Origin of the sequence: Halobacterium sp. KA-4, assembly GCF_021028995.1 — an archaeon.
GTDB lineage: Archaea > Halobacteriota > Halobacteria > Halobacteriales > Halobacteriaceae > Halobacterium.
This window is the reverse complement of record NZ_JAJJZG010000005.1, coordinates 41,834-68,106: the sequence shown is the minus strand read 5'-3', so window position 1 is coordinate 68,106 and position 26,273 is coordinate 41,834. Positions and strand designations below refer to the sequence as shown.

Annotated in this window: 26 protein-coding genes and 1 tRNA gene; 16 read left to right on the top strand and 11 right to left on the bottom strand. The window is 66.2% G+C overall.

Translation table 11 applies throughout. The features are described from left to right. Nucleotides 1-18 precede the first annotated feature (18 nt). Both LPA44_RS06835 and LPA44_RS06830 read right to left on the bottom strand, forming a co-directional pair. Complete coding sequence (locus tag LPA44_RS06835) at nucleotides 19-1,410, bottom strand: small ribosomal subunit Rsm22 family protein (RefSeq protein WP_230888842.1); 1,392 nt, start codon at nucleotides 1,408-1,410, stop codon at nucleotides 19-21. Further along, complete coding sequence (locus LPA44_RS06830; protein ID WP_230888841.1) at nucleotides 1,397-2,128, bottom strand: prephenate dehydrogenase/arogenate dehydrogenase family protein; 732 nt, start codon at nucleotides 2,126-2,128, stop codon at nucleotides 1,397-1,399. Before LPA44_RS06830 ends, LPA44_RS06835 begins: the two co-directional genes overlap by 14 nt. Before the next feature lie 145 nt (nucleotides 2,129-2,273). Between LPA44_RS06830 and LPA44_RS06825 the strand changes: the two genes are divergently transcribed. The 3 genes from LPA44_RS06825 to LPA44_RS06815 are packed head-to-tail and all read left to right on the top strand — an operon-like array spanning nucleotide 2,274 to nucleotide 5,284. Beyond that, entirely contained in the window at nucleotides 2,274-3,650 is a 1,377-nt protein-coding gene (locus LPA44_RS06825; RefSeq protein WP_230888840.1) for an ATP-binding protein, read from the top strand. Between the two features lie 49 nt (nucleotides 3,651-3,699). Next, nucleotides 3,700-4,284, top strand: a complete 585-nt coding sequence (locus LPA44_RS06820) for a HalX domain-containing protein (protein ID WP_230888839.1) — start codon at nucleotides 3,700-3,702, stop codon at nucleotides 4,282-4,284. 37 nt (nucleotides 4,285-4,321) lie between these two features. Beyond that, nucleotides 4,322-5,284, top strand: a complete 963-nt coding sequence (locus LPA44_RS06815) for a PAS domain-containing protein (RefSeq protein ID WP_230888838.1) — start codon at nucleotides 4,322-4,324, stop codon at nucleotides 5,282-5,284. 29 nt (nucleotides 5,285-5,313) lie between these two features. Here LPA44_RS06815 and LPA44_RS06810 read toward each other — a convergent pair whose 3' ends face one another. After that, on the bottom strand, nucleotides 5,314-6,489 hold the full coding sequence (locus LPA44_RS06810; protein WP_230888837.1) for a M24 family metallopeptidase: 1,176 nt from the start codon (nucleotides 6,487-6,489) through the stop codon (nucleotides 5,314-5,316). Between the two features lie 399 nt (nucleotides 6,490-6,888). On the opposite strand from LPA44_RS06810, the gene aroA reads away from it, so the two are divergent. Both aroA and LPA44_RS06800 read left to right on the top strand, forming a co-directional pair. Further along, entirely contained in the window at nucleotides 6,889-8,172 is a 1,284-nt protein-coding gene (aroA, locus tag LPA44_RS06805) for a 3-phosphoshikimate 1-carboxyvinyltransferase (protein ID WP_230888836.1), read from the top strand. Nucleotides 8,173-8,261: 89 nt separating this feature from the next. Beyond that, nucleotides 8,262-9,515: an alkaline phosphatase family protein gene (locus tag LPA44_RS06800; protein WP_230888835.1), complete on the top strand. Its 1,254-nt coding sequence runs from the start codon at nucleotides 8,262-8,264 to the stop codon at nucleotides 9,513-9,515. Nucleotides 9,516-9,541: 26 nt separating this feature from the next. On the opposite strand, the gene LPA44_RS06795 is transcribed toward LPA44_RS06800, so the two are convergent. From LPA44_RS06795 to LPA44_RS06785, 3 genes are all read right to left on the bottom strand, one after another. After that, on the bottom strand, nucleotides 9,542-10,612 hold the full coding sequence (locus LPA44_RS06795; protein WP_230888834.1) for a DUF2249 domain-containing protein: 1,071 nt from the start codon (nucleotides 10,610-10,612) through the stop codon (nucleotides 9,542-9,544). Nucleotides 10,613-10,681: 69 nt separating this feature from the next. Next, nucleotides 10,682-11,179, bottom strand: coding sequence for a molybdopterin-dependent oxidoreductase (locus LPA44_RS06790; protein ID WP_230888833.1), 498 nt, complete (start codon nucleotides 11,177-11,179; stop codon nucleotides 10,682-10,684). Nucleotides 11,180-11,185: 6 nt separating this feature from the next. Beyond that, nucleotides 11,186-11,659 (bottom strand): metal-dependent transcriptional regulator, encoded by a 474-nt coding sequence (locus tag LPA44_RS06785; RefSeq protein WP_230888832.1) that lies wholly within the window; start codon nucleotides 11,657-11,659, stop codon nucleotides 11,186-11,188. 146 nt (nucleotides 11,660-11,805) lie between these two features. Between LPA44_RS06785 and aroC the strand changes: the two genes are divergently transcribed. The 3 genes from aroC (at nucleotide 11,806) to LPA44_RS06770 (ending at nucleotide 14,533) form a co-directional block, all read left to right on the top strand. Then, nucleotides 11,806-12,957 (top strand): chorismate synthase, encoded by a 1,152-nt coding sequence (gene aroC, locus LPA44_RS06780; RefSeq protein ID WP_230888831.1) that lies wholly within the window; start codon nucleotides 11,806-11,808, stop codon nucleotides 12,955-12,957. A 32-nt stretch (nucleotides 12,958-12,989) separates the two neighbouring features. Continuing rightward, nucleotides 12,990-13,622 carry a uracil-DNA glycosylase gene (locus LPA44_RS06775; RefSeq protein ID WP_230888830.1) on the top strand — a complete coding sequence of 211 codons (633 nt, stop codon included), beginning with the start codon at nucleotides 12,990-12,992 and terminating at the stop codon, nucleotides 13,620-13,622. Between the two features lie 146 nt (nucleotides 13,623-13,768). Next, nucleotides 13,769-14,533: a DUF2064 domain-containing protein gene (locus tag LPA44_RS06770; RefSeq protein ID WP_230888829.1), complete on the top strand. Its 765-nt coding sequence runs from the start codon at nucleotides 13,769-13,771 to the stop codon at nucleotides 14,531-14,533. A 298-nt stretch (nucleotides 14,534-14,831) separates the two neighbouring features. Here LPA44_RS06770 and LPA44_RS06765 read toward each other — a convergent pair whose 3' ends face one another. Further along, nucleotides 14,832-16,016 (bottom strand): orc1/cdc6 family replication initiation protein, encoded by a 1,185-nt coding sequence (locus LPA44_RS06765; protein WP_230888828.1) that lies wholly within the window; start codon nucleotides 16,014-16,016, stop codon nucleotides 14,832-14,834. A gap of 630 nt (nucleotides 16,017-16,646) precedes the next feature. Here LPA44_RS06765 and LPA44_RS06760 point away from each other — a divergent pair. Both LPA44_RS06760 and LPA44_RS06755 read left to right on the top strand, forming a co-directional pair. Next, nucleotides 16,647-16,728: transfer RNA gene (locus LPA44_RS06760), tRNA-Ser, on the top strand. Nucleotides 16,729-16,820: 92 nt separating this feature from the next. Continuing rightward, the gene (locus LPA44_RS06755; protein WP_230888827.1) at nucleotides 16,821-17,147 is read left to right on the top strand and encodes a DUF5785 family protein; all 327 of its coding nucleotides are present in this window, start codon (nucleotides 16,821-16,823) and stop codon (nucleotides 17,145-17,147) included. Nucleotides 17,148-17,238: 91 nt separating this feature from the next. Here LPA44_RS06755 and udk read toward each other — a convergent pair whose 3' ends face one another. Beyond that, a complete protein-coding gene (udk, locus tag LPA44_RS06750) occupies nucleotides 17,239-17,973 on the bottom strand; it encodes a uridine kinase (protein ID WP_230888826.1) in 735 nt (244 codons plus the stop codon). Between the two features lie 214 nt (nucleotides 17,974-18,187). On the opposite strand from udk, the gene LPA44_RS06745 reads away from it, so the two are divergent. The 3 genes from LPA44_RS06745 to LPA44_RS06735 all read left to right on the top strand — a co-directional run bounded on the left by LPA44_RS06745 (nucleotide 18,188) and on the right by LPA44_RS06735 (nucleotide 20,610). After that, nucleotides 18,188-18,733 carry a CBS domain-containing protein gene (locus tag LPA44_RS06745; protein ID WP_230888825.1) on the top strand — a complete coding sequence of 182 codons (546 nt, stop codon included), beginning with the start codon at nucleotides 18,188-18,190 and terminating at the stop codon, nucleotides 18,731-18,733. A 151-nt stretch (nucleotides 18,734-18,884) separates the two neighbouring features. Next, complete coding sequence (locus LPA44_RS06740; protein ID WP_230888824.1) at nucleotides 18,885-20,081, top strand: phosphoglycerate kinase; 1,197 nt, start codon at nucleotides 18,885-18,887, stop codon at nucleotides 20,079-20,081. Between the two features lie 40 nt (nucleotides 20,082-20,121). Further along, a complete protein-coding gene (locus tag LPA44_RS06735; RefSeq protein ID WP_230888823.1) occupies nucleotides 20,122-20,610 on the top strand; it encodes a GNAT family N-acetyltransferase in 489 nt (162 codons plus the stop codon). Nucleotides 20,611-20,750: 140 nt separating this feature from the next. Here LPA44_RS06735 and LPA44_RS06730 read toward each other — a convergent pair whose 3' ends face one another. Further along, nucleotides 20,751-20,984 carry a DUF2249 domain-containing protein gene (locus tag LPA44_RS06730; protein WP_230888822.1) on the bottom strand — a complete coding sequence of 78 codons (234 nt, stop codon included), beginning with the start codon at nucleotides 20,982-20,984 and terminating at the stop codon, nucleotides 20,751-20,753. Between the two features lie 108 nt (nucleotides 20,985-21,092). On the opposite strand from LPA44_RS06730, the gene LPA44_RS06725 reads away from it, so the two are divergent. After that, the gene (locus tag LPA44_RS06725) at nucleotides 21,093-21,326 is read left to right on the top strand and encodes a hypothetical protein (protein ID WP_230888821.1); all 234 of its coding nucleotides are present in this window, start codon (nucleotides 21,093-21,095) and stop codon (nucleotides 21,324-21,326) included. Nucleotides 21,327-21,380: 54 nt separating this feature from the next. After that, nucleotides 21,381-22,376, top strand: a complete 996-nt coding sequence (locus LPA44_RS06720; protein ID WP_230888820.1) for a DUF5784 family protein — start codon at nucleotides 21,381-21,383, stop codon at nucleotides 22,374-22,376. A gap of 61 nt (nucleotides 22,377-22,437) precedes the next feature. Here LPA44_RS06720 and tnpA read toward each other — a convergent pair whose 3' ends face one another. Further along, nucleotides 22,438-22,836 (bottom strand): IS200/IS605 family transposase, encoded by a 399-nt coding sequence (gene tnpA / locus LPA44_RS06715; protein WP_230888819.1) that lies wholly within the window; start codon nucleotides 22,834-22,836, stop codon nucleotides 22,438-22,440. Nucleotides 22,837-22,880: 44 nt separating this feature from the next. Here tnpA and LPA44_RS06710 point away from each other — a divergent pair, with 44 nt between their 5' ends. Beyond that, on the top strand, nucleotides 22,881-24,185 hold the full coding sequence (locus LPA44_RS06710; protein WP_230888818.1) for an RNA-guided endonuclease InsQ/TnpB family protein: 1,305 nt from the start codon (nucleotides 22,881-22,883) through the stop codon (nucleotides 24,183-24,185). Nucleotides 24,186-24,225: 40 nt separating this feature from the next. Here LPA44_RS06710 and LPA44_RS06705 read toward each other — a convergent pair whose 3' ends face one another. Beyond that, nucleotides 24,226-26,271, bottom strand: coding sequence for a bacterio-opsin activator domain-containing protein (locus LPA44_RS06705; protein WP_230888817.1), 2,046 nt, complete (start codon nucleotides 26,269-26,271; stop codon nucleotides 24,226-24,228). Nucleotides 26,272-26,273 lie beyond the last annotated feature (2 nt).

The following is a 26,273-nucleotide window of genomic DNA, read 5'->3' as shown; positions in this document are numbered from 1 at the left end:
GCGACCTGTCCGCAGCCGCTACGCCCCGTCGACGACCGTCTCCTCGTCGACGACGAGGTTGTACGCCTCCTCGTCGTCGTTCCAGAGTACGAGCGCGGACTCCACGGAGAGCAGGTCGCCGTACTCGGCGGCTTGGAGGTCGCGGTTGAGACTCGTCGGCCGGACGAGCACCGCGTAACACTCCTCGTTCTCGCTGCCATCGCTGACCTTGAACAGCGGATTGGCGTCCTCGTCGGCGAGGTTCCGCGAGAGTTTCGCGAGCACCGCGTCCACGCGGTCGGTGACGCGGTCGTCGGCGTCCGCGAGCTTCAACAGCCGGTCGGCAGACAGCGAAACGTCGTGCTGGCGGACGCCGTCCGTCCGCAACAGCGAGTATGAGAACCGCACCTCGGTGTGGTAGAACTCCGAGGGGCGTTGGCTGGCCCCCGCGAGGCGCTCCTGGAAGCTCGGCACGTCGACGTCGGGACGCTCGTCGAACGTCCAGCCGCGGTCGCTCGGGCGCTCGCCCGGCCACAGCCGCGGCGTCGGGCCGTAGACGGTCGCACCGCGTGCTTCGAGGTCGCGCTCGACCTCGCGGAGGTGCGTGCTCGTGTGCTTGTCCGCGGGCGCGAGCCCGAGGAACGTCCCGTCGTCGGCGAGCGCGTCGACGTACTTCTGGGCGGTCTCGACCGGCTGGTCGAGTTCGCTGAGCACGCTACAGGCGAGCACGAGGTCGTACTCACCGTCGGGGTCGAACTCCTCTGCGGTCTCCCGGTGAATCGTCGGGTGGACGTTCCGCCCGGTTTCGGCGAGCAGTTCGTCCAGCACGTCCGCGGCGTCGCTGGGTTCGACGGCGTGGTACTCCACGAGCGCGTCGTCGGGCAGGAAGTCGAAGAGCCCGAGCGCCGGGCCGCCGACGCCCGCGCCCACGTCCAGCACGCGGAGGCCCCCAGAGAGCACGTCGCCCTCCGCGAGGTCGTCGAGCACGTACTGAATCGCGGCGTAGTACGTCGCAAGGTGGTAGATTGCGTACCCGAGCGCGACCTCCTCGTCGTACTCGACGGCGTGTTGGCGGTAGTACTGTTCCTTGAAGCGCCGAATCGTCTCCCGCAGGCGCTTCCCGGAGTCGCCGCGGTGCCAGTCGGTCCCCCACTGGTCGACGAGCAAGTCCTCGACGACGCGCTCGTACTCGCGAGGGAGCGCGTCCACGCCGTCGAAGTCGGGGTGGACCGGTTCGTCGCTGGCGGGGACGAACGTGCCGTCCTCTCGCTCCACGATACCAAGGTCGGCTGCGTGCTCGCGCAGCACCTGCCGGACGACCGCCTCGTGGGGCTGGTCGGCGACGTACTCCCGGAGTTCGTCGGGGTCCAGTGGCCGCACGTCACGGAGGTACTTCGCGGCGTCCAGCACTGCCTCCCTATCGACTGGCATCGTCGTACACCTCCTCGAAGGCCTCGCGGTCGGCGTCAGCGAGCCGCTTGGCGGCCGCCGCGACGTCGTCCGCGCCGCCGAACGCGTCCTGAATGTCAGCGTACACGCGGGCGTTCCCACCGGTCACGCGGTCGGCGAGCGCCGCGAGGTCCTCGTAGACCGGCGTGGCGAGGTCCTCGGGTACGTCGTCGGCCGCGAGCGCGAACGCCAACACCGCCGCGTGCGCTCGCCCCTGTATGGTCACCATCGCGTCGTCGTGCTCTGCGGCACCGACGTCCACGAGGTCGTTGCCCGCGATTTCGAGCCACTCACGGACGCGGTCGGTCGCCGGTCCAGGCGCACTCTCCGCGACCGCGATGCGGCCGGGAGCGTGTTCGGGCGCGAACAACGGGTGGAAACTCACACGCTCGCGAGCGGGTGCCGTCGACGCCATCGCCGCCAGCGGGCCGCGCATCTCGCCAGTGAAATCCACGATCGCCTGTTCGGCGCGGCTGGCGTGGCGCTCGATGGCGTCGACGGCCGCCCCCATCGGCACGGCGACGGCGACGATACCGAACGACTCCTCGGTGTCCAGCGGGACAGCCGCCGCTCGGCGGTCGAGCTCCGTCGCGGCCGCTCGGGCGCGGTCCTCGTCGACGTCGGTGAACGTCACCGGCGCGTCGACGAGGTCCGCGAACCAGCGGCCGACGTCGCCGGCCCCCACCACGAGTACGTCCATCGGATTCCGATAGCGTCCGCCCGGGCAAAAGCGGTTCGTTCACGCCACCGTCGCGACGGCGCTGGCGCGCGCGTCCAGTGCCGTGATTTCCGAGACTGATAATCCGGCGCGTGGATTTTTATACACCAAACTGATTCCGACGAGCATGTCGCCCTCTGAAGTATCGCTCGTCGACCGCCAGCCTGCCCGCAACTGGCTCGTCGTCGTGCTCGGTGCAGCCCTCACGGTGGCTGCAATCAGCCACTTCCACACGCACGGCCACAACGAACCACTCGTGGTCGCAGCCACCGTGTTGCCAGCGGTCGGGGTGTTCGGGTACGGCGTCTGGTTCTGGGTGCGCGGCCCGGACGTGGCGCGCGGCGACGTCGTCTTCGCGTGGGCGGTCGCGGGTGCCGGCATCGTGCTCGCGCTCGACCTCTGGGCGATGTTCGTGGGCGCGTACGGCGTCGGCACCGGCGTCGACCACGTGTTCATCCAGCACACGAGCGTCGGCGCGCTCGGCGCGGCCATCGCCGGTACGTACAGCGAGCGCGACCGCCTGCGCTCGCACGCACACACCCGCCTCAGGCAGGCGCTCGACGCCGCGATGGACGGCGTCGCCGTCCTCGACGCGGACCGTCGCGTGGTGTACGCGAACGCGGCGTTCCGGGATGCCTACCACACGACCGGCGATGGGGGCGTCGTCGGCACCCACTGGACGACGTACTATCCGACCGACGCCGAGGACCGCCTCGCGGGCGTCTTCGAGGAACTCGACGCCAACGGCGAAAGCGACGACCACTGGCACGGGAACGTGCCCGCGCACCGCGACGACGGGCGCACGTACCCCCAAGAGTTGTCCGTGACATCGATGTCCAGCGGCGGCTACATCTGGGTGTCCCGGGACGTCACTGCGCGCGAGGAGCGCGACCAGCGCCTACGCGTGTTGAACCGCGTGCTCCGGCACAACGTCCGGAACTCGCTGAACGTCGTGCTCGGCCGCGCCGAGCGACTCACCGACCGCGGCGACAACGAGGACGTCGACAGCATCGTGACCGCCGCCGAAGACCTGCTCGACGTCAGCGAGAAAGCCCGGGTGGTCGAACGCGTACTCGGCGAAGAAAACGCGGGTACTGTCCCCCTGGACAGTCTCCTCGACACGGAAATCCAGCGAGCCCGCTCGGAGTACCCAGACGCGAGCTTCGAGCTGGACGGTAAGGTCGACGCCGAGGTCGACGCCCGACTCCGGCTCGCCGTTCGTGAATTACTGACGAATGCGGTCGAACACAACGACGCCGACCCGCCTCGGGTGACCGTCACAGCCAGTGACGACGACCTCGTCGAAGTCCGGGTGTCGGACAACGGCCCCGGGATTCCCGAGCACGAGCGTCGTGCGCTGGGCGGTCTCACCGAGGAGTCGCTCCAGCACGGCTCCGGCATCGGGCTGTGGGTGGTCTACTGGCTCGCCCGCCACTGCGGCGCGGCGGTCACCGTCCCCGACGAGAATACGGTTAGCATCCGCGTGCCGTCGGGTGATAATTGATACGCACCGGGAAAGAGTTAAACGAACCGACGAACTTGGTCAGACCGAGATGCCTGAACCGGCGACGGTGCTCGTCGTCGAGGACGAGCGCGAACTCGCGGAGCTGTTCGCCGACTGGCTGGCTGACAGCTACGACGTGCGGACGGCGTACAGCGCTGCGGACGCGCTCGACGAGCTCGACGAGGACGTCGACGTAGTCCTGCTCGACCGCCGGCTCCCCGAGCGCTCCGGCGACGACGTGCTCGCCGCCATCCGCGAGCACGGCTACGACTGCCAGGTCGCGATGGTGACCGCCGTCGACCCCGACTTCGACACGCTCGAACTCGGCTTCGACACGTACGTCGTCAAGCCCATCGAGCGCGACGAACTCGAAGCGCTCGTCAAGCAACTGCTCGCTCGCTCGCTGTACAACGAGGAGGTCCAGCAGTACTTCGCACTCGCGTCCAAGCGGGCGACAATCGAAACGACGAAGACCGATGCCGAACTCGCCGACGACGAACGCTACCAGCAGCTCTGCGAGGACATTCGCGAACTCCGCTCGAAACTCGACCAGCGCGTCACCGACCTCGACGATGACGACTTCCTCGCGGTGTTCCACGACCTCCAGGCCCACGAGGAAGCCACAAGTAACTAACCCGCGGGCTTCCCTATCACCCGAGTGACTCCCCGATATGGGTGAACCGATGCACGTCCTGTTCGTCAGCGCACACCAGCGGACGCGCGCGGCGGTCGAGCGCGCGCTCCCCGAACACGCGTCGCTGACAGTGACCGCGCTGCCGACCGCGGCGGCCGCCCTCGGCGTGCTCTCCGAGCAGGCCGTCGACTGCATCGCCGTAGAACACGCGGCTGACGGCACCGACGGCCTGCAGGTTCTGCGGCTCGTCCGCGACACCGACCCGGCGGTCCCGGTCGTCGTCTACGAGGCCGCGAACGCCGACTCGATAGCCAGCAGCGCCATTTCACTGGACGTCACCGAGTACGTTCGACACGGCGACGAGGGCGACCCGCTGGTGGCACTGGCCGACGCGTGCCACGACGCAGCAGCGTCCTACAGAGCCGAACAGGACGTTGCGATGTTGAACGACCTCGCGCGGAACGTCTACGAGCGCATCACGGACGGCTTCTTCGCGCTCGACCGCGACTGGCGGTTCACGTACGTGAACAGCGCCGCCGAGGAGATTCTGGAGGTGGACGCGGAGGACGTCATCGGGGAGAACGTCTGGGAGGCGTTCCCCGGGGCCGTCGGGACGAGTTTCTACACGGAGTACCACCGCGCGATGGCCGCCCAGGAGCCGGTGACGTTCCGCGAATACTTCCAGCCCTTAGAGAAGACGTTCGAGGTGCGGGCGTTCCCCTCGGAGGACGGCCTCTCCGTGCACTTCCGGACGGTCGTCGAGGACGAGGACATTCAGCGTGGCGACCACCTGCTCGAACTGACGAACCTGCTCTCCTCGGACCTCCACGAATCCATCGACGTGCTCCGCGACGACCTGGCAGCGGCGCGGGCGGCCACCGGCGAGACGCCAGAGTTGGCGTCCGCGATGGAGTCACTGGACCGCATGGAGGCGCTCGTGAACTACTCGATTCGGCTGGCCAGCGAACGACCGACGCCCCAGGAGCCACAGAGCGAGTGACGGAGCTGCCAGAGTGTTGTTGCGTCCCGTCAGTCCGCGAGCGAAATCTCGTAGTCGGTGAGATTCTCGTAGCCGTCCTCGGTGACGACGACGATGTCCTCGATGCGGACGCCGCCGACCTCGGGGTCGTAGAGGCCGGGTTCGATGGTGATGACGTGGCCGGGGCGGAGTTCCTCGCCGCCCTGGGAGAGCGACGGCTGCTCGTGGACGTCGAGGCCGACGCCGTGGCCCGTCGAGTGAATGAACCCGGTCTCGGTTTCGGGGTCGGTGTAGACGGTGGGGAAGTCGTGGTCGGTGTAGACGTCCACGACCGCCTGATTGACTTTCTCGCCGGTAGCCCCGGGTTCGACGACGTCGAGCGCGGCCCGCATGGCCTCGTGCGTGACGTCGTACCACTCCTGCTGGGTTTCGCTTGTAGAGCCGTTGAGGAACGTCCGCGTCATGTCGGAGTGGTACTTCGAGTCCTTGTCCCGCGGGAAGATGTCCACGACGACGAATTCGCCGGCTTCCAGCGGTCCGCTGCCGCGATTGTGAGGGTCTGCAGCGTCCCGCCCGCACGCGACGATGGTTTCGTCGAGCGCGCAGCCGTGCCGGAGAAGTTCGACTTCGATTTCCTGCTTGACGAACTCGCTGGTGAGCACGTCGCCGTCGTGGACGAGGACGCCGTCGTCGTTGACGTCTGCACCACGAATCAGTTCCTCGGCGCGTGCCATAGCCGCCTCGTTGGCCTTCTGGGCAGTTCGCACGTGCTCGATTTCTTCGTCAGTCTTCGTCGCGCGCACGTCCGTAACGACGCCGTCCTCGTCGGGTTCGACGGTAATTTCCTTCCCGCGGAGCACGTCCGCAGTGGCGACCGGGAACTCGGCCTGAACGGCCAGCGACTCGCACCCGACGTCCGCGAGGAACTCCTCGGCCATCAGCGCTTGCGCCTCTCGCTCGCCGTGCTCGGCGTGCTTCGCGCGGTAGTCGTAGTCCGCGTGGCGCTTGACCGTGTCCGCGCGGCTCTCTTGTTTCGCGCGGCCGTACTCCAGCGAGGAGACGAGCACGGCGGTCTCCTCGGGCGTGTAGACGGCGAAGTAGGGGTCTGGGGCGTCGAATCCAGTGACGTAGTAGAGGTCGCTGTTCGAACCGTCGTCGTGGAAGGCGTACCCGTCCAGTCCCTGCTCGTCGAGGAACTCGTCGAGCCGCGCGAAGTCGGGGTCCATGTACGCGAGTCGTCGCGGCCGCTGCAAAATCCTACCGCCTCCGGTTGTTCGGCATGGGTAGTCGATTTACCTCCTAACCAGTCGACCTATGTTCTGTGTTTCGCCGGAGTACACAACCGGCACCCTCGGCGGATTGAAAGGGCGAGGGCGTCTGCGGGAACCCCGACGAAGCAAGCACGCGAGCATCGCGAACGCGCGCAGCGAGACGCGGGAGTCACGCGAGCACTGCGAGCGTGACAACGGAAGTCGCAGTCCGCGAACGCAGTGAGCCGGAACGTCTTCCGGCAGCGCAGACGACCGAGGGCTTTCAGGTGGTGTCGTCGTCAGAACTTACGTGAAATTCTCGCACCAGTCGCCGTCGCCGGAACCCTGATACCGGGCCCCGCCGTCGCCGTACGCATGGACGTCACTGTCGCGAACTCCCGGGTGTCGGGGACGGCCCGCGCCCCGCCGTCGAAGAGTTACACGCACCGCGCGCTCCTCGCGGCGGGCTACGCGGAGGGCGCACTCGTACGGAATCCGCTCGTGAGCGCGGACACGAAGGCGACCGCGCGCGCCGTCGACCACTTCGGCGGCGACACCGAGCGCGTCGACCGCGACTGGAACGTCACCGGGTTCCTCGGCGCGCCCGACGTGCCCGCGGACGTCATCGACTGCGCGAACTCCGGGACGACGATGCGACTCGTCTCGGGCGCGGCCGCGCTCGCCGACGGGACGACGGTGCTCACGGGCGACCGGTCGCTGCGCTCGCGCCCGCAGGGTCCGCTGCTGGACGCCATCGAGGCACTCGGCGGGAGCGCGCGCTCGACCCGCGAGAACGGGCAGGCACCCCTCATCGTCGACGGCCCCATCGAGGGTGGGCGCGTGGAGATGCCGGGCGACGTCTCCTCGCAGTTCGTCACCTCGCTGTTGATGGCCGGCGCGGTGACCGAGCGCGGCGTCGACATCGAGTTGACGACCGAGCTGAAGTCCGCGCCGTACGTCGACATCACGCTGGACGTGCTGGCGTCGTTCGGCGTCGACGCCGAGGAGCACGGGAACGGCTACCGCGTCCCGGGCGGGCAGACGTACGAACCCGTCGACGGCGAGTACGCGGTCCCCGGCGACTTCTCGTCGGCGTCGTACCTGTTGGCAGCGGGCGCGCTCGCGGGCGGCGACGAGGTCGTCGTCGAGGGTGCGTACCCTAGCGAGCAGGGTGACGCCGCCATCGTTGGTATCCTCCGGCAGATGGGCGCGGACGTCGACTGGCGGCGCTCGGAGGGGCGCATCGTCGTGGAGCAATCGGACCTGGATGGAATCACCGTCGGTGTCGCGGATACGCCCGACCTCCTGCCGACCATCGCGGTGTTGGGCGCGGCCGCGGACGGGACGACGACGATTACGGACGCCGAGCACGTCCGCTACAAGGAGACCGACCGCGTCGCCGCGATGGCCGAAGAACTCACGAAACTCGGGGCGGACGTCGAGGAGCGGCGGGACGAACTCGTCGTCCACGGTGGTGACAGCGACCTCTCCGGAGCGCGTGTCGACGGCCGTGGCGACCACCGTATCGTGATGGCACTCGCCGTTGCTGCGCTCGTCGCGGACGGCGAGACGACCATCGAGGGTGCCGAGCACGTCGACGTCTCCTTCCCGGATTTCTTCGACGCGCTCGACGACCTCGGAGCCGCCGTCGACCTGTAAACGGGGCGCGGCCGCGTCGTTCGACCAGTCGTGTGAGGGGCTGTCAGACGACCAGTGGTGTTTTCTACGGGTGCGGTTGATTCGGGGATATGCTCGATACCGCTCTCGCCGAGGAACTCGCCGCCGACGAACTCGCGGAAGGGTTCGTCCGTCCGGATTACGACGGGTTCTGTTTCTCGCGGGTACCGGCGACTGCTGCGTCGCTGGTGGGCGCGGACCTCGGGGAAACGCTCCCAGACCGCGCGCTCTCGGAGGCAGGCAGTGGCGGAGAAGACGCGAACGCCGAGCACGTTCTGGTGTTGTTCGTGGACGCGCTCGGGTTCCGGCAGTTCGAGCGCCTGTACGACGACGTGTCGCTGCTCCGGTCGTTCGTCGACGTCGGCCGCGTGACGCCGCTCACGTCGACGTACCCCTCCGAGACGGCGGCGTGCGTAACGACGATGCATACGGGCTGCGAGCCCGTCGAACACGGGCTGCTCGGGTGGAACGGCTACGACCCGGTCGGTGATACTGTCTACGAGACGCTCCCGTACGCCGCCAAGGACGACGGCGACATCGCTGTCGGCCCCGACGAACTCTTTGACGGCGACCCGATATACGACCGCCTGGAGGAGGCTGGCGTGGACGCTCACGTCGTCGAACCGGATTACGGAACCGGGTACGACGACGGCGCGCTGGTCGGCGCGACGACGCACCACTACGAGCGGACGCCCGACTTCGCGCTCTCCATTCGTGACGTGCTCCAGTCGGCCGACGCGCCGTCGTACACGTACGCATACTACCCGGTCGTCGACGAAGTCGCCCACGAGCACGGCCCCGACGACGAACGGTACGGGATGCAGGTTGCGGCCGTCTGCGACGCACTGGAGAGAGCATTCGCGACGCTCGACGAGGAAGTCCGAGAGGAGACGGTGGTCTGTCTCGTCGCCGACCACGGCCAAGTGCCCATTCGCGACGAGGACAGAACCGAACTCGACGATATCGGGATACTCGCGGACGTACCGACGGACCGGTCGGGGACACCGCTCGTGCTGGGCGGTCCGCGGAACGTTCACTTGCGCGTCGACGACCCCGCGGCGGCACGCGAGCGCTTGGCAGCGGCGGACCTCGACGCACTCGTCTACTCGCGCGAGGAAGCGCTCGACGCCGACCTCTGGGGGCGCGGGGAGCCCGGGCCCGCGTTCGAGCGGAACAGCGGCGACCTAATCGTCGTTCCGCAGGACGGTGCACTCTGGTACGCAGACGAACCCGAACAACTCGCACTCGCTGGCATGCACGGCGGTCTCCACCCCGACGAAGCACTCGTGCCGTTCGGTGTCGCGCGCCTCGACGACTTGGTGTAGGCTAGTGACGGGACGAGGGGCGTCGCTCAGAACGGTGCTTCGACGTCCTCGGGCGGACTCGACTGCGGGTCGTCGCTGGCGTCCCGGCCGACGAGCACGCGGAACTCACCGGGGTCGCGGGCCCGATACTCCCAGCGGAACTCGGGACCAGCCTCGGCCTCGAACTGATGGTACAGCGGCTTCGGGTCGTGGTCGTTCACAAGCACGAACGCCTCGCCCGCGTCGAGGTGGGCGTAGGCGTCGAAGATTGCTTCGTGGCGCTGGGCCGGCGGGCGGTCGCGGACGTCCAACTCCTGAACGACAGTCAGGTCGTCCGTGTCGATGTTCCCTGTCGCGTCACTCTCGTCGGTCACGTCGTCGGTGTCAGTCGCGTCGTCACTAGCGGCTTTCGTAATGCGGACGCGGACCTCGCCGGGGTCGCGCTCGCGGACATCCCACTCGAAGTCGCCGCCGTACTGCTGCCGGAATTCCCGGCGTAGCGGATTCGGCTCGTGCGGTGCGACAATGTCCAGCGACTCGCCGGCCGCGAGGTTCCCGTAGCGGTGGTGGATGGTCGGGTGGCGGTCGGGTTTGGGGATGTCGCGAACGTCGAACGTCGCCGTCGCACCGTCGTCCACGCGGGCCGCCGAAGTGCCGGTCTTCGAAATTTCCACGCGCCACTCGCCGTCGCCCTCGTGCTCGTACGACCACCCGACGACGTCGCCGTGCGTCGACCGGAGTTCATGGTACAGCGGCTCCGGGTCGTGGTCGTTCACCAGCACGAACGCTTCGCCAACGTCGAGTAACTCGAACGTGTCCGTGAGCACGGTGTGGCGGCGCCGGGGCGGCAGGTTCCGGACGTCGAACGCGTAGGGGTCGTTAGCCTCCGCCAGCGGGCGTTTCGTGACGCGGATTTCCCAGACATCCGGCCCGGTTCGCTCGTACGCGCGATCGAGGGCGGCATCCCGCGTAATCTCGTACTGGGAGAGCGTCGGGTGGACGTCCCGGTCGGCGGTGACGGTGACCGTATCGTCTACATCGACGTCGTCGAGACGGTCGAAGACGCGCTCGCGGCGCTGTGCGCGGTCGGTGTCGCGGACATCGACAGTCGAGTCCATTACGTGGACAGAACGGACGCGGCTGGATAGCGTCAGAGCCGAACATGTTCGGAGGTTCGAGGTTTGGGCCTACGCTATCCGCGAGAGCGCGATTGACTCGGCAGAGTCGGCGTCCTCGCGGGCGCCGTCGGTCAGTTCCAGCTCCGAGACCCACTTCACGCTCTCCCAGCAGTCCGCGTCTCCCGTCGGGACGAGCCTCGCGGGGCCGCCGTGCTCGACGGGGAGCGAGCTGCCGTCGAGTTCGAGCGCGAGCACGGCGTCTGTGAGCCGGTCGAGAGGGAACGAGCACGCGTATTCGCCGTCCATCGCGTGGACGAGCGCGTGAGTGGCCCTCTCGGTCGGGGCTGCGCGGTCGAGAACGTCGCCGACGCGAACGCCCCGCCACGAGAGGTCTTCGGCGACCCATCCCTCGACGCACGTGAAGTCCGCCGTGAACGACTGTTTCGGGAAATCGGCGAGGGCGCCGCGGTCGAGTGACAGCGAACGGGCCACGTCGCCAGTGACGTCGAGTCGCCACTCGACGGGGTCGACGCCGTCAGGCACGTCGTGGACTTCGAGGTCCGACATAGTGGGTTAGTGCGCGTGCGCCTCGTAGCGACAGTCGTCGGTGTCCGTCCCTATACAGCAGTCGTCGCGTGGGTGGTCGACGAAGCCGCGCAGCGTCTCGACGCCGCCTGCGGGGAGCACGTAGCCGAACTGGTAGCCCTCGTCGGCGCCGGATTCGAGGTCTAGCTCCGCCGCGAAGAACGTGCGGACGACGCACTGTCGCCACGCCAACTCGCTGGCGACGGTTCGGCCGCGCTCGGTCAACCGCACGCCGGCGTGCTTCTCGTAGTCGACGAGCGCGGCCGCAGCCAGCTGGTCGAACATCTCGGTGACCGTCGCGGGCGTGACACCGAGACGGTCGCTGACAGCGCCAGTAGCGACCCGTGTGTCGTCGGCAGCGAGCCAGTAGACGGCCGTGAGGTACCGGCCGGAGCGGCGGTCCACGCAGTCACGTGGTCGCTCGCACCCACACCGCGTCGCTGTCTGCGTCGTAGCTGCCATAGTGCACGGGTAGCACGCTAACGCGGGAAAGTCGACTCCCGAACCCGTTCGTGTCGATTCAGGGTCGCGTTCGCGTTTCGAGGGGGAGTCGGTCGGCGGTTGCGCGGACTGCAAGTCATAAGCCCCTCGGGACGTATGCTCCGGTAATGAACGGTAATCGGTTCGGGCGACTGTTCCAGGTGACGACGTACGGCGAGAGCCACGGCCAGGGCATGGGCGTCGTGGTGTCGGGCTGTCCCGCGGGACTGGAACTCGACGAGGAGACGATTCAGCGCGAACTCGACCGCCGGAAGCCCGGCCAGTCGATGATTACAACTTCGCGCGGGGAGCCCGACGAGGTGACCATCAACTCCGGGATTCAGGACGGCTACACGACGGGTACGCCCATCGGCATGACCATCCAGAACAAGGACGCCGAGTCCGGGAAGTACGAGCCGTTCGTCACCGCGCCCCGGCCGTCCCACGGCGACTTCACGTACTCCGCGAAGTTCGGCACGCGCAACTGGGGCGGCGGCGGGCGTTCGTCGGCGCGCGAAACCGTGAATTGGGTCGCGGCAGGGGCAATCGCCAAGGAGATTCTGGAGCACGAGGGCGTGCAGGTGAAAGCCCACGTGAACCAGATTGGCGACATCGAGGCACCCGAGGTGTCCTTCGAGGAGATGCTCGAACACACCGAGGACAACGACGTGCGCTGCGCGCATCCCGAGACCGCCGCGGAGATGCAGGAACTCATCGAGGACTACCAGGAGCGTGGCGACTCGATTGGCGGGTCCATCTACTTCGAAATTCAGGGCGTGCCCCGAGGACTCGGCGCACCGCGCTTCGACTCCGTGGAAGCCCGGCTCGGGCAGGCGATGATGTCGGTGCCCGCGAGCACGGCGTTCGAGTTCGGGCGCGGCCGCGAGGCCCGGACGATTCCCGGGAAGGAGCACAACGACGGCTGGGAATTCGACGAGAATGGCGACCCGGTGCCCGTGGAGAACGACCACGGCGGCCTGCAGGGCGGCATCACGACCGGCGAGCCGATTTACGGCGAGGTGACCCTGCACGCGCCCACGTCGATTCCGAAGAAACAGCAGACCGTCGACTGGGAGACCGGCGAGGAGAAAGAGATTCAGGTCGTCGGCCGCCACGACCCCGTGCTGCCGCCGCGCGGCGTCCCCGTCGTCGAAGCGATGCTCAACGTGACGATTCTGGACTTCATGCTGCTGGGCGGACGCATCAACCCGGACCGACTGGACGACCAGCCCGGCGAGTACGACACCGACTACCACCCGAGCAGCCCGCGTAACGAGTAAATCTCCGTGGCACGAACCTCCCGTAACAACTGATGGACGCACACCAGGAAGGCCCGCAGAACCCCTACGGGATGGACGAGAACTGCCGGAACTGTCCCGGCCTTTGTGACGTCCGCGAGCGCGTCGTCCACGGCTACGGCGACGTCGGCGCGGACTTCGTGTTCGTCGGCGAAGCCCCCAGCGAGGGCGCCGAGGAGACGGGCGTCCCGTTCACGGGCGACGAGGCGGGCGAGCGCTTCCAGCACATCCTCGGTAGCATCGGCCTGAACTACTCGCTGCCGTCCAGCGACCAGCCGGAACTCGACAACGCCTACCTGACGTACCTGACCCGCTGCCGGCACCCCGACCGCGGCCCCAGCGACGAGGAAGTCGTGACCTGCGAACCGTACCTGAACGCGGACATTCGCATCATCAACCCCGAGGTGCTCGTTCCGGTCGGCCAGCGCGCGCTCACGGAACTCGGGAAGGAGTACACGACCACGCCCGCCGACGACCTCGACGTCGAGGACCACCACGCGACGTCGATTCGAGGACGTGGGTTCGAACTCGCGCCGATGATTCATCCCGCCGAGCAGACCGACGACCAACGAGAGGAGTACGTCGACTTCTTCCTCGACCTGCTCGACACCGACTACCGGCAGACGAAGGGTCGGCGCGGTCGCTAGCCGGTGCCGTGTCGGCGTGGCCGGTGCTGTGTCGACTGGATGGCGCTGTGACGACCTGACCGACGCTGTGACGACGAGCAGCACCGTCGTGGTTACGGGGCCGCCGTATCGCGGCGTTCAAGCGTCCCCCGGACCGAGGACCACGTATGACTGTCGTCGCCGTCACGGTTGACCCACCGCGGGAAGGACTCGTACTCCCGGAGCTGGCAGCCACGTCGCCGCTCTCCGAGCGCGAAGTGGTATCGCTGTACGAGGCGATGGCCGCCGACGCGTTCCGCGCGGTGGCCGAGAGCGGTGGCGACCTCCTCGTGAATTACCGGCCCGACGACCTGCTCCCCGACGAGCACGTTCCCGAGGGAGCGGACGCCGAGCGAGAGGTCAGGAGTCTCGTCGAGGACGTGCTCGACGAAGAGGAGGCCGCGGCCGCCCGCGTCGAAGTGCAGGTCGGGTCCTCGAAGCACGCCCGTGTCGGGAACACCGTCACGCACCTGCTGGACACCGAGGGCGTGGCGTCGGTCGCCATCCTCGAACCCGACGCGCCGCTGGTCGCGCGCAAGCACGTCGACAGCGCGGCGCTGAAGCTCCGCCGGAATCCGGTCGTCGTCGGGCCGTCCCGAGGCGGGAGTCTCTACTTCGCGGGCTTCCGCGAACCGATAGACTTCGAGGGCGCGTGGAGCGCGCCGGAAATCGAGAACGTGACCGCGCGAGCAATCGATGCCGGCCACGACGTCGACTTCCTCCACGAACAGACCCGCGTCCGGACCGGCGACGACCTCGTCTCGCTGGTCGCGGAACTCCGCGCGCGACGCGCTGCCGGGCGCATCGTCCCCGCATTTACGACCGCGTACGTCGAAGACCTCGGTCTCCGTGTCGAGGAGGAGGACGGCGAGCGCGTGCTCGTCCGAGAGTAAGGAGCACAGATTCGGGCCGGGAAGGCGTTCACTCGGGGACCCCCGTTTGCAAGTGTTGTTCGAGAGTTGGCGGGTGACTGGAGAAGGCCCCCACCCCGTTTTGCAAGTGAAGTCGGGAGGAGGTCAGGGGAGAGGAATGGGAGTGACGAGTGAGAGAGGTCCCCCACCCCGATTTTCGAATGTTCCAGGGCAGGAGAACGGGGTAGGTCGAGAGGAAGGCAGGAAAGGGGAACTAGGGAGGAAGGCAGAATCAGGTGAGAAGTCAGGCGAGAGGGAAGTGCCGGGAGAGGACGATTCCCTACTCGGTTTCGTCGGCCATCGCTTCCCGAACCATCTCGGCGTCGACGTCGAGTTCGTACTCGAAGAACTGCCCGCCGCCGCGGCCGTAGTTACGGTCGTGCTGGCGGAGGAAGCCGAGCATCGAGAGGTCGTTGAGGTGGTCGTGGACGCTGCGCTGGCTCAGGGGTTCGGCGGCGTACTCCGCGGCGACCTCCTCGTAGACTTCGTAGAGTTCCTTCGCGCGGGCCGGCGTCTCGCCGCTGACTGACATCTGCGTGACCGCGAGCAGGACGTACTGGCCGTGGGTCGTGAGGTCCTTGATGGAGTCCTTGATGCGACCACGTTCGACGCGTTCGACTGCGGTGTCGACGTCTTCCTCGGTGACGACTTCGCGTCCGTCCTCGACGGCGACGTTGACGGCCTCGCGGAGCAAGTCGATGGCCTGTCGCGCGCTCCCACGGTCACGAGCGGCGAGCGCGGCACACTGCGGGATGACACCGTCTTCGAGAACGTCCCCGCGGAGGCCACGCTCGGCGCGGTCAGTGAGAATCGTGACGAGTTCGTTGGCATCGTACGGCGGGAACTTGATCTCGCGCTCGCAGAGCGTGTCCTGGACTTTCGGCGAGAGGTCGTTGCGGAACGTGTAGTCGTTGGAGATGCCGACGACCGCGACCTGCGAGTCCGAGATGTTGCCGTTCGTCTTCGCGCGCGGCAGTTGGTAGAGCAGCATGTCGTCGTCGCCGAGGTTGTCGATTTCGTCGAGTACGATGAGCACCGTACCCTCGCGTGCTTCGATTTCGTCGAACAGCGCGTTGAGCACGTCCGACGTCGACAGCCCGGTTGTGAGGGGATCCTGGTCGGTGTCTCCGCGGAGTTCGTTCACGAGTGCGATGGCGGCCTGGTAGGACGAGGGGTGGTGGTGGCAGTTGACTTCGACGCTCACCACGTCGTCGACGCCCTCGCGGTCCTCGGCTTCGTATTCGAGGGCGTCCATCATGTATCGCGTCACCGCAGTTTTCCCGACGCCAGTCTTCCCGTAGACGAAGACGTTGTCCGGTTCCCAGCCGTCGACGACGTCCTGAAGGGCGTTCGCGTACTGGTCGATTTCTTCGTCGCGTTCGAGGATTTCCTCCGGCTCGTAGTGGTCCTTGAGGACGTCCTTGTTGGTGAACAGCTCGACGCGGTCTCGGAACGGCGTCTTCATCGCTTGCGAGTCGCTTTCTGCTCATCCACTATAATACCCTCGGTTCTATCGTTTCGGTAGTTTCGTGTGTTCGGTCTGTTTCCCTCGTTCCGTCCCGAAGTTCCTGCCACGTTCCCGTGCTAGCAAACCCACTCCAAAACACACGCAACCACTGCTCTATCGCCCGATTCCAGTGTTGATATAACGAGCCATTCGTCCACCGCTGGCATCACCGCTCCGATTTCTACGTAGAACACTTGCAAAACGGGGTGGGCGTGTCCTCTCACGATTCGCTCACCCCCGAGCAGGTCGTCCACCCAACCTCCCCACCATCTCGCCGTCGAACACTCGAAATTCGGGGGCGGGGCGTCGTCGCCGGGCAGACAACGACAGTTTCAAACGAGGGAGAAAGTCGACAGTTGTCGGTTGTTCGGAGGTTTGAAGGTTCTGGCATCCCGAGTTATTTGTAGGTGGTCGGCGGCCAACAGTTGTTGCCGGTCACGGGCCGACGTCAATCGGCCCCGAAGTCAGGGATGGCGATCCGTGAATGCCCGAAAGTCCTTCGGGTACGACGCGGTGAGTCCACTGACAAGCCCCCCATTACCCTGGTGGGGTAGTTGACCCGTGCACTCATTGTACGGTCACTCGCGTGGTGAGGTGGCAGAGCGGCCTATTGCGCCGGTCTTGAAAACCGGTGGCGTCAGCCTCCTGGGTTCAAATCCCAGCCTCACCGCTAACATTCTACACAACTCGTTTCTCGTGGAGCCGAGAATCTCCGGCGCGGATTGAGAAACGGTTTTGGGGCCGGCGGCGAACGCCGTATGTATGGCAGAGATGGAAGACCCCTCGGGCCGGGACTGGGTCCACGACCCCGACGGCGAGAAAGGCAGCGAGGGCGGCCGTAACTACGACATGGCGGTCCTCTCGAAGATGGTCGACGAAGAAGACGACTTCCCCCTAGAGAAGTCGGCGTTCGTCGAGGAATTCGGCGACTGGCCGGTCCGCATCAACCACGAGAAGGTACTCTCCGTGGCGGAAATCTTCGAACACGTCGAGGAAGACGAATTCGAGACGAAGGTGGCCTTCCACAAGGCGGTCGGAGACGGCCTGCGCCGCGCGAACGTCTGGGACTACCACCCGCCCGAGCGATAGTCCGGCGACAGTCGATTCTCCCGATTACGTACCGACGACGACAGAACCTACGTAGCAACGACTGAACCACCGAGCACTCCCGCCTCCCGCGCTACTCCGAGTTCTCGGCTGCGTTCGCGTCGACTGCTTCCTCGACCGCGTCGTCGGTGTCGCTGTCCGTGAATTCGCGCTCGTAGCGCTCCTCGTCGCCGCGCACTGCCCACTCCGCCATCTCCGAACTCTCGGCTTGGACTTTCTCTTCGAGGAGGTTGACCGCAACCGCGTTCGCGCCCTCCGGGATGATGATGTCGGCGTCCTTCTTCGTGGGTTCGATGAACTGTTCGTGCATCGGCTTGACCGTCGAGAGGTACTGGTCCATCACGCCTTCGAGGTCGCGGCCGCGCTCGACGACGTCGCGCTCGATACGGCGGAGGATGCGGACGTCGGCGTCGGTCTCGACGTAGATGTGGAGGTCGAGCATGTCGTTGACGTCCTCGTCGTAGAGCGCCAGAATCCCCTCCAGCACGATGACGTCGGTGGGTTCGACGGTGACCCGCTCCTCTTTGCGGAGGTGTTCGGAGAAGTCGTACTGGGGCATCTCGACGGGCTGCCCGGAGAGCAGCGCGTCGAGGTGTTCCTGGAGGAGGTCCCACTCGAACGCCGAGGGATGGTCGTAGTTGACGTTCGCCCGCTCCTCGAAGTCCATGTGGCTGAGGTCCTTGTAGTAGTTGTCCAGCGGAATGAGGGTGGCTGCTTCCTCGACGTTGTCGGTAATCTCGCGCGCTACCGTCGTCTTGCCGGCCCCCGTACCCCCGGCGATGCCGATAGCGAACGACGGGATGGTCATTACTACGCGACAGGGGAGGCGGCGGTGTTGAATCCCGCGGTTCGTGGCCGTCACGTGCCGCAGGAACCTTCTCACTTGGCGACAGAAGTTGTCGCAACGCGGTTTCCCACTGAGGACCTCGACCCGCTCGGTTTCGTCCCCAGAGACCTTCGCTTCCGGACACCATACGCGTTTTGGGGATACCTTTTAGCCCGACTGCGTGCTACGTATTCCCATGCCACAGTTAGCGCTCAGGGACGTGCTCTCCCAGGAGTTCGTCGGCGTCAGCGAATCCGACGAACTCCTCGACGCAGTCGAACTGATGCGGGCCGAGAACACTAACAGCGCGGTCGTCCTCCGCGGCACCAACCCAGTCGGCATCGTCACCGCCGAGACCGTCATGGACCTCCTCCTGGACGGCCACGACCCGAACGCCGTCACTGCCGCGGACGTGATGGACGGCCCGCCAGAGTCGCTCTCGCTGGACGCTTCCGTGGCAGACGCCGCGGACCTGATGGGCCGTACTGGCGACCCGCGCGTTCTGGTCGCCGACGACGACGGCGTCCACGGCGTCGTAGAAGCGCGCGACGTCGCACCGACCGTCGAGAAACAACTCCGCGGCGCGCCCGCAGCGCCGTCGGCCCCGCCGACCGGCAGCGAGCAAGCCAACTCCGCCGACAGTTACAGCGAACAGGGTGTCTGTGAGAGCTGCGGCGGACTCGCCCACGAACTCGTGGACGTCAACGGCCAACTGCTCTGTCCCGAGTGCCAGCCGGTCTGACGCCCCACTCGCCGACACCGCCCTGCGACCCGCTCCCTGAGCCCGCAACGACACCGCATATTTACTCGTTCTTGCGTACCCGAATTCGGGCGCGCGACTGGCCGCGGCGGACAGAAACGCCTATGCACGCCGCTTCTCTCGGTCCCACCACATGGCGATACGGACCCTCGACGACCTCGACGCCACGGACACTGCGGTCGGGGTGCGGGTCGACATCAATAGCCCGCTGGCCGAGGATGGAACGCTCGCCGACGACGCGCGGCTGCGGGCGCACGTGGACACGCTCGACGAACTGCTCGACCGCGGCGCACGGGTCGCAATTCTCGCCCACCAGGGGCGCCCGGGCGGTGACGAGTTCGAGCGGCTCGAACCGCACGCCGACCGGCTCGACGAACTCCTCGACAACCCAGTCTCGTACTGCGACGCGACCTTCTCCGCGGAGGCGCGGGACGCAGTCGACGCCCTCGACGCGGGCACGGCTGTCCTGCTCGAAAATACGCGTTTCTACAGCGAGGAGTACATGGAGTTCTCCGCCGAGCGCGCCGCGGAGACGTTCCTCGTTGCGCGGCTCTCGCCCGTACTAGATGCATACGTCAACGACGCGTTCGCAGCCGCGCACCGGTCGCAGCCGTCGCTGGTCGGATTCCCCGAACGACTAGTGTCGTACGCAGGCCGCGTGATGGAGACGGAACTGAACGTGCTGGGCTCCATCGAGGAGACGCCGACGCCGCGGACGTACGTCGTCGGCGGCGCGAAGGTCCCGGACTCCGTGACGGTCATCGAACACGCGCTCGCGAACGACCTCGCGGAGAACGTGCTCGTGACTGGCGTCGTCGCGAACGTCTTCCTCGCAGCGGCCGGCGTGGACATCGGGCGTGCGAGCACGGATTTCGTCCACGACCGCGGCTACGAGACGGAAATCGAGCGCGCGGACGACCTCCTCTACGAGTACGGCAACCACATCCACGTACCCGAGGACGTCGCCGTCGAGCGCGACGGCGAGCGAGTCGAACTCGGGGTCGAGGAACTCCCGCCGGCGCGCAACGAACCCGTCAAGGACATCGGCAGCGACACGGTCGCCGCGTACGCCGACATCCTCGAAGAGACAGGAACGGCGGTCCTGAACGGGCCAGCTGGCGTCTTCGAGGAGGAGTCGTTCGCAGACGGCACGCGCGGCATCTTCGAGGCGGCGACGGCGGCTGAGTACACCATCGTCGGCGGCGGCGACACGGCCGCGGCCATCCGTCAATTCGGCCTCTCCGGGTTCGAGCACGTGAGTACCGGTGGCGGCGCTGCCCTCCGATTGCTCACCGGCGAGTCGCTCCCGGCCGTGGAGGCGCTGCGATGACGCTGGCGGCTCCGAGAACGCTGGCCGTGGAGGACCGCTGATGGACGTGGCGGCTGCGACCGGAGACGACGTCGGGGCCGTCACCGAGCTGTGGGTCGCGCTCGCCCGCGAGCAGCGCGCTCACGACTCGCACTTGCTCGCCGAGGAGAACCGCGAACAGGCCCGCGACCTCGTCGCGCAGTACGTCCACACCGGGGACTGCGCGGTCGCCCGAAGCGGCGGCCAGCCAGTCGGATTCGTGATGTTCCACGTCGAGACCGGATTCTTCGAGACGGACGCCACACGCGGCGTCGTGGATAATATCTACGTGTTGCCCGACCTCCGCGGTGAGGGCGTCGGATCCGCACTACTCGACTACGCGGAGGGGCAACTACGCGACGCCGGCGCGGACGTGCTCGCTGTCGAAGCGCTATGGGACAACGAGGCCGCGCGCCGCCTCTACGACAGCCGCGGGTACGCCCCACACCGCGTCACGATGGAGAAACCGACCGATGCGGGTACTGACGACGCCGAGCGGGACGACGGTTGACCGGCTGTGCCTGCAGTCAGCATCGAGTGCAGCGCCGAAGTGGTGAAGCGAGCCGGAGCGAAGTGGTGATGTGAACAGGAGTGCCGGCGTGATGCCGGCGGTCGAGAGTGGGCACGATGCAGTAGATTGCCTGTCCTACCTCACACCTTCGGCAGTTTCGCGACGAACTCGCTGGGGCCGCGCTGTTCGACCTCGTAGGCGTCAGCGTCGAAGGAGTCGACTTCCGCCTGCATCTCGTAGAACAGTGGCTTGGGCTCGTGGTCGTTGACGAGTTCGAGCGCTTCGCCGCTGTCTAACTCGTCGAAGGCGTCGTGTATCTTGGGGTGGCGTTCGGGCGGCGGTACCTCCCGCAAATCGAGTGTTTTCGCTGCCATCGCAGTCGATAGTTGGCTGTCCCCGAGGGTGCGTGTTCTCCCGAATATATTCGCGCGTTCGACGAAATCGCCGAAACACTCATTACGACTAGTGTGCTATGAGTTGTCATGGCACGCTCGAAGTCAGACCTGCGGCTGGGACAACCGGTACGCGTCACGCGGCAGTCGGCGGAGAAGGCGAAGCTCGCGGTCCACGGCTACGACCACCACCAGCACTTCGGCGACGACGGCGTCGTCACCGACGTCCGTCCCGGGAGCGACGACCCACGAATCGTCGTTCGCTTCGACGACTACGGCCGCGACGCAGTCACCTACCGGCCCGACGAACTCGAACTCGTCTAATGCCGAATTGCGCGCCGACGACAGACTCATCCCTGCCGCGGACCAATTCTACGTGTGGCGAAACCGTTGCGGTTCCGGCGCTCGAACGCATCGTGGAGTGCCGACCGCGTTCACGACCAGCTCTACCGGGACCTCGACGACAACCTCGGCGCGAGTAGTTCGACGCCGTGGTTCAAACCCCCTGCCGGCTACGACGCACGGCGCTTCGACATGGACAACGGCGACACCGCGCTGTTCTGCTGGAACCACGACGGCGGGTGGTGGCTCGGCAACACCGAGACGCCGGAAGTGCTGTGGCGAACAGACAAGCAGTCGTTCGCCGAAGCCCCCGAGGCGGTCTCCGAGTGGGCCCAACGGGAACTCCTCGCGGAACTCCACGACGAAGACCCGTGGCTCTCGGCGTACCCCACGCTGTCGTGGTTCTTCCTTCCCGTGTTCATGTCGAAGGACGGTCGCGAGACGACACGCGCGTTCTTCAGCGAACACGCCGCCGGCTTCCCGGACGCCGACCCCGCAGACGCGCTCGCGTTCTACGAGGACTTCCTCGACACGGGGGTCCTCGACGACGAGCGACACGTGATGGCGGGCAAACTCGGCACCTCCGAATTCCTCGACCTGGCGCGCGCGAGCGCCGCGATGAGCGAATTCCACGCCGCGTGGCTGCTCCACGAGGCCGGCTACGAAATCACACCCGAAATCGAAGTGACAACCGGTCACTCGCTGGACTTCCGTGCGGACCGCGAGGGCGAACACGGCATCCTCGTGGAGGTGACGCGACCGGTCCCGACGAACGACCGCGCCGCCAACACGCCAATTCGGGCGGTCAAGGAGACCGCGGAGACGAAGACCAGCGGCCAACTGGAAGCCCACGGCGGCGGCGCCGTCCTGTTCGTGGACTGCTCGTCGTTCCCCGACGACGAGTGGCGCCGTATCCGCGGCGAACAGCCCGATGTCGGCCACCGGCCCGCGGTCGTCTTCCGCCTGCGGCCGAACGGCTCCGTGGACGGCTACACGAAGGGGTCGGTGCCGCTGTCGCTCCCACAATTCTAAACAACCTGCGAGGGCGAGTTCCCCGATCCACTGGGGTTGGGGGTGAAGCCCGACACTCGACTCAGTGTTCTGTCTCCTCGATATACCGTTCAACCACTTCCTCCGACACCGCTCCTGTCGTTCCAACGTAGTATCCGACCTTCCAGAATCCGCCACCCCAGAAATACGACTCCCGAATCTCGGGATACCGTTCCAGTAGGTGTTTTCCTGAGAACGACTTGAACTGCCAGGCAATATCCGCTGGACTGTGCTTCGGGTCTGCTCGCACGAATAGGTGGACGTGGTCGTTTGCATTCTCCAACGCCAGAATTCCGTGACCGAAGTGGTCGGCAGTCTCCGCAAACAACTCTCGCACATCGGCCTCCATTATATCGAGAACCGGGTGGCGATACTTGGGACACCAGACGAAGTGATACTTGCAGGAACTGACCGAATGTGCGTGACTGCGGTACTCCTCCATCCCTATTCCCTACATTTATGACAGTCTGGATCGATTGTCAAAGTGTGGGTGAAGAAGCCACGAAAACCATTCAGACGCGTCTCCACATAGCGTCTGGTGAGCGGTCGTGGCTTCACGACGCCCGCCTCGCGTCACGCGAGATATTCAACGACACCATCCACCTCACACAACAAGGGTACACTCGCACCAAGATACAGAAGGAGGTTGACCGCGACGACTTCTTACGGAACAACAAGTGCGCGGTCGTCGGCAAAGCCCTCCAAACATGGGACTCCTACCAATCGCTCAAAGAGTGGTGGGAGAACCAAGATGATCCTGATGGCGGCAAGCCGACGCCGCCGAGTACGGACAAATCGGGTGCGTATCCGCTCGTGATGGCCCACACCGAAGGCTACCGCCTCACCGTGGATGACGATTCGAACCGCGTCCAGGTCCGCATCAGCCCAAAACCCTACAAGAAGGTGAAGGGCCACCTGCGCGGCGAGCCGGACGTAATGGACGAGCTTCGAGACGCTCTCGCGTCGGAGGAGGTGGATGTGGGGCAGGCCGAACTCCTGTACCGCGATGGCGTGTACTACCTACACGTCACGGTCACACGCGAGTTCAACGTGCCCGAACCCGACACCAGCGACACGCTTGTTGGCGTGGACATCAACGAGCGCAACGTGGCTCTCACCGCCCTCGACCGTGACACGATGCGGACGAAGGGCACACTCGTCCTCGACTACGGACAAGTCAAGCAGGAACGCCAACGCTACCACACGATCACGAAACGCTGTCAGGAACACGGCAAGACGAGCGTCTACCGGAAACTCGGTGGCAAAGAGGAACGATTCACCGAGTGGGTGTTGCATCGGCTCTCACGTGCTGTCGTGGAGTTCGCGGAGCAGTTCCCGAACCCGGTTATCGTGTTCGAGGACATGGAGGGGATCCGCGAGGAAATGCAGTACGGATCGTATATGAACCGCCGGTTGCACAAACTGCCGTTCCACAAGTTCGAGAAATTTGTCTCGTACAAGGCGACGTGGCGGGAACTTCCGACAGATGCGGTGGACGCGTACTACAACTCGAAGACGTGTTCGTGCTGTGGTGAGCGTGGGGATCGGCAGGGGCGGCGGTTCCGGTGTCCGAACGACGAGTGTGGCGTGGTGCAGGATCACGCTGACCGGAATGCGTCGGTGAACATCGCGTGGCGTGAGAAGGTGAAACTCGACGATAACAATACGAATTACCGGACTCACAAAACCCAGCCGCAGGTCAGGTTGGTGCGTCTGTCCGGGTCGGGGCGTGTAAGCCGCCCACCCTCATCCCGTTCTCTCGCGGAACAGGGAGTGTTAGCGCACGGCTGAGGGAATTACAAAAGCCTCGGGCCACCGCGCCCGAGGCTGTTTACGTCGACGAATCGCTGGGGTCGTCGCCGACGAGGCGCGCGAAAATCTTGTTCTCGGCGGCGCGAAGGTGCTGTGAGAACGTCGGCCCAGAGATGCCCAGCGAGTCAGCGACGTCCTCACCGCTCGTCGCGCGCGGCCACTCGAAGAACCCCGAGAAGTAGGCAGTCTCGATGACGGTACGCTGGCGGTCCGTCAGTTCCTCCGACCAGACGTCGGCGAGGCGACCGGGGCGCTCGTCGCGCTCGGTGACTTGGCGGCGTGCCACCGCCTCCGCGGAGTCGTACTCGTTTTGAAGCGCGTCGACGACTTCCCGCACGTCCGTATCCTGCGGGAACTGGGCGGTCAGCCGAAGGTCTTCGCCGATGACGACCCGGCGAACCGACCCGCCCAGTGACGCCACCTCCGACATCAGCGGTGGGTCCGAAAGCCGGAGTTCGAACCGGACGCCGTCGACGTCCTCGCCGACGGTGGTGACTGACTCCCAAAACGGCACCGTCTCCGCCAGCTGTTCGACTTCGTCGACGCCGCCGTCGTCGACCGTTCCGTAGACGAGGAACTCGTCCTCGTCGACGGAAATCGTTCGTTCCAGCTCTATCGGCGTCTCCGGGACGGTGCCAGCACCGATTGCGTCCGCAATCTCTCGAATCCGGAATTCCAATTCCACGACCGCGTCGCTCATCAGCGCCTGCTTTCGTTCGGCGGCCGCGATGGCGTGTCCGACGAGGTGGCCGAGGTGCTCGACGACAGTTCGCTCCTGCTCGCGGAACGCGTCCGAACGGTTAGCGTACACGTTCAATACACCGTACGTCGTGTCCTCGTAGCGAATCGGGATGGCGGCCGACGACTGGAAGTCGTACTCGTCGGCGACGTCGCGCCACTGCGCGTAGTCGCCATCGTTGTGGACGTCGAGTACAATCTGCATCTCACCGGTTCGCAATGCGCGCCCCGTCGGGCCTTCGCTAGCCGAGTCGTCCGGGTCGACGGACAGCGACACTTCGTCGAGGTAGCCGTCGGTGCCGGCGCTCGCGCGCACGTTCACCGCTTGGGTCTCGGGGTCGGGTTCGCCGACCCACGCGAATTCGTAGGACGGCGACTCTGCGAGGCGCTGGCAGGCGATGCGCTCGATCTCCTTGCGGGTGGACTGGTCGACGACCGCGCCCGCGACCCCGTGGACGACGTCGTTCAGTTGGTTCAGCGCGGCGAGGCGCTCGCGCTGCGCTTCCAGTTGGCGCTCGTACTCGCGTTGCTCGGTGACGTCACGTGTGTACACGACGAATCCGTCTATCGCGGGCTCGTCGAGGAGGTTTCGGCCGCGCGCGTCCAGGAACACCCACGAGTCGTCCGCACAGCGGAATCGGAAGTCGACGGTCGCGCGGTAGTCGGGGTCCCCGGCGAGCCGGTCGAACTCCTCGCGGACCGCGACGCGGTCGTCGGGATGGATGTAATCGAAGGCGTTCTCGCCGACCAACTCGTCGGGGTCGTAGCCGAGTACGTGCTCCACGGACGGCGTGACGTACTGGACTGTTCCATCCGGGTCCGTGATGGCGTTGACGTCCGTGGACTCCTCGATGAGCGTCTCGTAGCGCTTCTGCTCGCGGCGGTGCGCGCGCCGCTCGATAGCGTGGTGAATCGAGCGCACGAGCAACTCGGAGTTGATCTCGTCCTTGACGAGGAACTCCTCGGCCCCCCGACGCAACGCTTCCATCCCGACCTCGCGGTCGGTGAGCCCGGTGAGAACGACGACCGGGACGGCCTTCTCGTGGTCGAGCAACGTCGTGAGCGTCTCCAGACCCGTGCTGTCCGGGAGTCCGAGGTCGAGGAGGACGACGTCGGCCCCTGCGTCGTCGAGGTGGTCGAGGGCGTCCTCGAGGCGCGTCTCGTGGACGATTGGGTCGTTCTCCTCGCGGTCGTCGCGGTCGACGAGCACGCCATCGTCGAACGAGCGCGCTTCCAGCGAGACGGCGTCGTCGAGCAGTTCGCGGATGTAGCGGGCGTCACCGGGATTGTCCTCGACCAGCAGTATTCGTGGGCGGGCGTCGCTCATGC